Source organism: Kocuria oxytropis (genome assembly GCF_040981195.1).
Taxonomy (GTDB): domain Bacteria; phylum Actinomycetota; class Actinomycetes; order Actinomycetales; family Micrococcaceae; genus Kocuria; species Kocuria oxytropis.
In genome coordinates, this window is sequence record NZ_JAVFXA010000037.1 from 1 (window position 1) to 5,099 (window position 5,099).

Sequence of the window (5,099 nt, forward strand, 5' to 3'; positions counted from 1 at the left end):
GCCTGGGCGTAGAACCGGTCGGCCTCCTCCGAGCCCACCGGCAGGTAGGACACCAGCACGTCGACCTGCGCCTCCCGCAGCGCCTGCGCGACGTCCACCGGCGGCTGGGACGACTCCTCGACGGCCTGCCGGTAGTAGGAGCCCAGCCCGTCCAGGGTGGGCCCGCGCTGCACGGTGACCCCGGTGCGCGGGACGGAGGCGAAGACCATGGTGTTGTTCTGCGAGGCGCCGATCGCCTCGCACAGATCCACACCGACCTTGGCGGCGTCGACGTCGAAGGCGGCCACGAACTCGATGTCGGACACGTGGTAGTCGCCGAAGACCACGTGCATCAGCCCCGGCACGGTGCCGGCCGGGTCGGCCTCGGCGTAGAAGTGCACGCCCTGGATCAGCGACGAGGCGCAGTTGCCGACACCGGCGACGGCCACACGAATGGGATGGGACACGGGACTCCTTCGATGGGGGACGGGCCGCAGCCACGGTGCGTCGGCGCCGCGCGCCTCGTGGGTGGTCAGGGGCGGGGGCACGGTGGCGCACCCGGGCCGCCGGGGCGTCCGCGATCCGTCCGTGCCCGCGGACGATCCACTCCTGCGGGCGGGCTTCTCGGCACGGAGCGTGCGGGTGGTCCCACTCCGACCGTGGGCGACAGCCCGCCCGTCCCGTCAGGGCCGGTTCTATTGGTGCAACATGCATCGCTGTGCGCAACACGTGCTGTGGGATGAGTCTCTGGGGGATCGGTGCTCCTGTCAAGGGAGGCGGCAGGAACGGCGTCCTGTCGCGCGGACGCCTCCGGCACTGTGCTGCCTCCGGACGGACGGGACGTGCGGGCGCCGTGGGGCCGGCGGCTCGGGGTCACCGGCGACGACCGGCCGGCTCGTGGCCGAGCTCCTCCAGCTCCATGCGGTCGAGGACGGTGGCGGAGATCTCCTCGACGGACATGGAGGCCGAGTCGAGGTGGGGGACGCCGTTGAGGGCGTACATCTCCTCGGCGTTGCGCAGCTCCCAGCTGCACTGGGCCAGGGAGGAGTAGGTGGCCCCGGGGCGTCGCTCCTGGCGGATCTGGCTGAGCCGGAGGGGTTGTGAGGTGAGCCCGAAGCACTTGGCGCGGTGCGGGGCGACGGGCGCCGGCAGGGCCCGGCGCTCGAAGTCCTCGTCGACCAGCGGGAAGTTGGCCACGCGGACGCCGTGCTGAAGAGCCAGGTACATGCTGGTGGGGGTCTTGCCGCAGCGGGAGGGGGCGATGAGGATCAGCTGCGCCTGCTCGAGGGCGCGCACGGACTGGCCGTCGTCGTGCTCCATGGCGTACTCGACCGCCGCCATCCGCGACCGGTAGCGGATGGCGTCGACGAGGCCGTGGGCCCGGCCGGGCTGCCGGTTGGCCGTGGCGTGCAGCGCACTCTCGAGCTGGGGGAGGTGGGTGCCGAAGAGGTCCACGAAGAAGCCCTGGCTGGTGGCGAGGATCCCGCGGATGTCCGGGTCGACCACGGTGGAGAACACGACCGGCATCCTCCCCGTGGCGGCCACGGCGTCGATCCGGGCCGCCACCTGCCGGGCCCGCTCCCCGGTGATGATGAAGGGCACGGTGTGACGCTCGAAGCGCTGGTGCGGGAACTGGGTGATCAGGGTGTTGCCCAGGGTCTCGGCGGTGATCCCCGTGCTGTCCGACAGGAAGAACGCCACCGGGCAGGTATCGGTCACTGGCTGGTGCACCTCTCTCGTGATGTGGCCGGCACGCGGTGCACGTCCGGCACGCGGGACGCGCGGACCCTCACACGCTGGGCTGGGCCGGGGTCCGGGCCAGGGCCAGCCAGGTGTCCACGACGGCGTCGGGGTTCAGCGACACGGAGTCGATGCCCTGCTCCAGCAACCAGGCGGCCAGGTCGGGGTGGTCGCTGGGGCCCTGGCCGCAGATCCCGACGTACTTGCCGCGGTTCTTGCAGGCGCTGATCGCCAGTGCCAGCAGCTTCTTCACGGCCGGGTTGCGCTCGTCGAAGGAGCCGGCCACGAGGGCGGAGTCTCGGTCCAGGCCCAGGGTGAGCTGGGTGAGGTCGTTGGAGCCGATGGAGAACCCGTCGAAGTGGTCCAGGAACTCATCGGCCAGCAGCGCGTTGGCGGGCAGCTCGCACATCATCACGATCTCCAGGCCCTCGACCCCGCGTTCCAGGCCGTTGGCGGCCAGCAGCTCGATCACGCCCCTCGCCTCGGTGAGGGTGCGCACGAACGGGACCATGAGCTTGATGTTGCTCAGGCCCATGGTGGTGCGGGCGTAGCGGATCGCCTCGCACTCCAGCTCGAAGGCCGCCCGGAACTCCTCCGAGAGGTACCGGGAGGCGCCGCGGAACCCGATCATGGGGTTCTCCTCCTCGGGCTCGAACTGCGGGCCGCCGAGCAGGTTGGCGTACTCGTTGGACTTGAAGTCCGAGAGTCGGATGATCACCGGCTCAGGGGCGAAGGCCGCGGCGATCGTGGCGATGCCCTCGGCCAGGCGCTTGACGTAGAAGTCGCGCGGTCCGTCGTAGGCGGCGATCCGCTCCCGGATCCGGTCGGCCACGCCGGGGTCCAGGTCCGGGGTGCCGTGCTCGAGGGCCAGCAGGGCCAGGGGGTGGACGCCGATCTGGCGGTTGATGATGAACTCCAGCCGGGCCAGGCCCACGCCGTGGTGCGGCAGGGCGGCGAAGGCGAACGCCTGCTCGGGGGTGCCCACGTTCATCATCACCTTCAGCGGCGCCTCGGGCATGGAGCCCAGGGCCGTCTCCTCCACGGTGTAGTCCAGCAGCCCGTCGTAGACCAGGCCTGCCTCGCCCGCGGCGCAGGAGACCGTCACCGGGTCGCCCTCGGCCAGGACCTCGGTGGCGTTCCCGGCCCCGACCACCGCGGGGATGCCCAGCTCCCGGGCGATGATCGCCGCGTGGCAGGTGCGCCCGCCGCGGTCGGTGACGATCGCGGCGGCCTTCTTCATGATCGGCTCCCAGTCCGGGTCGGTCATCGAGGCGACCAGGACGTCGCCGTCCTGGAAGGAGGCCATCTGGCCGATCGAGGACAGCACCCGGACCTGCCCGGCGCCGATGCGCTGACCGATCGCCCGGCCCTCGGCCAGCACCCGGGCGGTCTCGTGCAGCCGGTAGCGGGCGACCGTCCCGCCCGCCCGGCGCGAGACCACGGTCTCGGGGCGGGCCTGCAGGACGTACAGGCGCCCGTCGGTGCCGTCCAGGCCCCACTCGATGTCCATCGGGCGGCCGTAGTGGGCCTCGATCGCCACGCCGTAGCGGGCCAGCTGCTCCACCTGCGCGTCGGTGAGACTGAACCGGGCCCGCTGCTCCGGGGCCACGGGGGCGAAGCCCACGGTCTCCCCGAGTTCACGCGAGTCCGTGTAGGTCATCTGCAGGGCCTTGGCCCCGAGCCCGCGCTTGAGCACGGCCGGCCGTCCGGCAGCCAGGGCCGGTTTGTGGACGTAGAACTCGTCCGGGTTCACCGCCCCCTGCACCACGGCCTCCCCGAGCCCGTAGGAGGAGGTGATGAACACCGCGTCGGTGAACCCGGACTCGGTGTCCATGGTGAACATCACCCCCGAGGCGCCGACGTCGGAGCGCACCATCTTCTGCACCCCCACCGACAGCGCGACCTCGGCATGGGCGAAGCCGTGGTGGACCCGGTAGGCGATCGCCCGGTCGTTGTACAGGGAGGCGAACACGTCCTTGACCGCGGCCAGCACGTTCTCCACCCCCCGGACGTTGAGGTACGTCTCCTGCTGCCCGGCGAACGAGGCGTCCGGGAGGTCCTCGGCGGTCGCGCTCGAGCGCACCGCCCAGGACACCTCCACCCCCGCCGGCTGGGTGCCGGCCAGCTCCTGGTAGGCCGTGCGGATCGCCTTCTCCAGCGCGGCCGGCAACGGTGCGGCCCGGACCAGCGACCGGATCCGCGCACCCGCAGCGGCCAGGGCGCCCACATCGGCGGTGTCCAGCCCCGCCAGGGCCTCCTCGATCCGCGCCTGGAGACCCGAGGCCGCCAGGAACTCCCGGAACGCCGTGGCCGTGGTGGCGAACCCGCCCGGCACCTGCACCCCGGCGCTGCTGAGATTGCCGATCAGCTCCCCCAGGGAGGCGTTCTTGCCCCCTACCTCCTCCAGGTCGGACAGGTCGATCTCGGTGAACGGAAGAACGTGGACCATCTGCATCGTGCTCCTAGCGGTGCGTTCGAGCGGTTGTCGGGCGTGTCGTGCGGGGCGGTGGGTCGTGGCCGGACCGCCGGCGGGCCCGCCGGTCCGGGTGGCCCCTGCGGCGTGGCAGGACACGGGCCGCGCACGGCACGTCCCTGCGGCGCGCGAAGCAGCCGACCACTCTGTCGCCAATAGATATATCACTCATATACATGGGCGGGAAGAGCGTTCCGCCCTCCATGGCGGTCGGTGTCCCTGTCCGCCTCTCCGGGTGGACGTCCAGGGGCGAGTCGCTGTGTTGCGATGATTGCAACTCTTGTGCATATCAACGGGGCAACCGCCCGTCTCAATCCGACGGTATGTCAATTGTGTCCTGCGCAACCCTTGACCGTGGCCCAGATCACTTCCTAGAGTGAAGCAACTTGGTTGTGATGAATGCAACAACACACCAGGAACGGCCGGAAACACCAGCGTTCGGCCACCGGAACTCCTGACGCTCCCGCCGCCGATGGGCGAGGTCGCCGATCCTGCGGCGGGACGCCTCCCAGGACCCACCCGGGCGCTCCGTCCGAGCCCCGCTCCACGAAAGGACCACCATGACCACCTCGCCCCTCACCGTCCCCCACGCCACCTCCGTGACCGAGCTGGAGCGGCTGAAGACCCTGCACAACGGGCAGAAGGAGCAGCTGACCTTCTCCGACGCCGAGTTCGAGCGCCGCCTGTCCGGGCTGCGGAAGATCATGGCCGCCAAGGACCTCGACGCCGTGATCCTCACCAGCTACCACGGCATCAAGTACTACTCGGACTTCCTCTACACCACGTTCGGGCGCAACTACGCCCTCGTCGTCACCGCCGACGACTCCGTCACGGTCACCGCGAACATCGACGCCGGCATGCCGTGGCGCACCAGCTACGGCGACAACATCGTCTACACCGACTGGCG

General features: G+C 70.8%; 4 protein-coding genes. 1 reads left to right on the plus strand and 3 read right to left on the minus strand.

Annotation, left to right across the window (positions count from 1 at the left end):
• The 3 genes from QYM41_RS17350 to ppsA form a co-directional block, all read right to left on the minus strand.
• Positions 1-446 (minus strand): inositol-3-phosphate synthase (locus QYM41_RS17350; protein ID WP_497795584.1); only part of this gene is annotated, 446 nt, incomplete at its 3' end.
• Positions 447-852: 406 nt separating this feature from the next.
• A complete protein-coding gene (locus QYM41_RS17355; protein WP_368801019.1) occupies positions 853-1,698 on the minus strand; it encodes a pyruvate, water dikinase regulatory protein in 846 nt (281 codons plus the stop codon).
• Positions 1,699-1,768: 70 nt separating this feature from the next.
• Positions 1,769-4,168: a phosphoenolpyruvate synthase gene (gene ppsA, locus QYM41_RS17360; RefSeq protein ID WP_368801020.1), complete on the minus strand. Its 2,400-nt coding sequence runs from the start codon at positions 4,166-4,168 to the stop codon at positions 1,769-1,771.
• 584 nt (positions 4,169-4,752) lie between these two features.
• Between ppsA and QYM41_RS17365 the strand changes: the two genes are divergently transcribed.
• Positions 4,753-5,099: aminopeptidase P family N-terminal domain-containing protein (locus QYM41_RS17365; protein WP_368801021.1), on the plus strand; the 347-nt coding region annotated here is incomplete at its 3' end.

What these genes read in the sequence shown, in the direction of transcription:
- ppsA (WP_368801020.1), bottom strand. Translation starts at nt 4,168, where the DNA reads ATGGTCCACGTTCTTCCGTTCACCGAGATCGACCTGTCCGACCTGGAG.